The sequence below is a fragment of the Halomonas sp. ATBC28 genome (genome assembly GCF_005937175.1).
Lineage (GTDB): Bacteria > Pseudomonadota > Gammaproteobacteria > Pseudomonadales > Halomonadaceae > Vreelandella > Vreelandella titanicae.
In genome coordinates this window covers 1-381 of record NZ_VCQL01000220.1, presented here as the reverse complement: position 1 = coordinate 381, position 381 = coordinate 1, and the positions used below count along the sequence as shown (strand labels likewise).

1 protein-coding gene is annotated in these 381 nt (G+C 73.5%); it reads left to right on the top strand.

The annotated features are described in order from the left end of the window. Positions 1 to 381: lysophospholipid acyltransferase family protein (locus E0L35_RS26155; RefSeq protein ID WP_138801778.1), on the top strand; the 381-nt coding region annotated here is incomplete at both ends.

Here is a 381-nt window from a genome sequence, read left to right as displayed (position 1 = left end):
CGATATCTCCGTGATGCACGCGGCGCGGCACTGTCGCTTCATCTCCAAGTCGGACGTGGAGCGCTGGCCCGTCATCGGCCGCCTCGCCACGGCCGTGGGCACGCTCTACATCGAGCGCAGCACGCGCCGCGACGCCATGCGCATCGTGCGCCTCATGCAGGAGGCCCTGGCGCGCCGCGAGGTGCTGGGCGTGTTCCCGGAGGGCACGACGGCCGACGGCACCGAACTGCTGCCCTTCCACGCCAACCTGCTGCAGGCCGCCGTGCTGGCCGATGCGCCCGTGCAGCCCGTGGGCCTGCGCTTCGTCGACCGCGCCACCGGCCGGCCCAGCGCCGACGCGCTCTACGTGGGCGACGACACGCTGCTGGCGTCGCTCTGGCG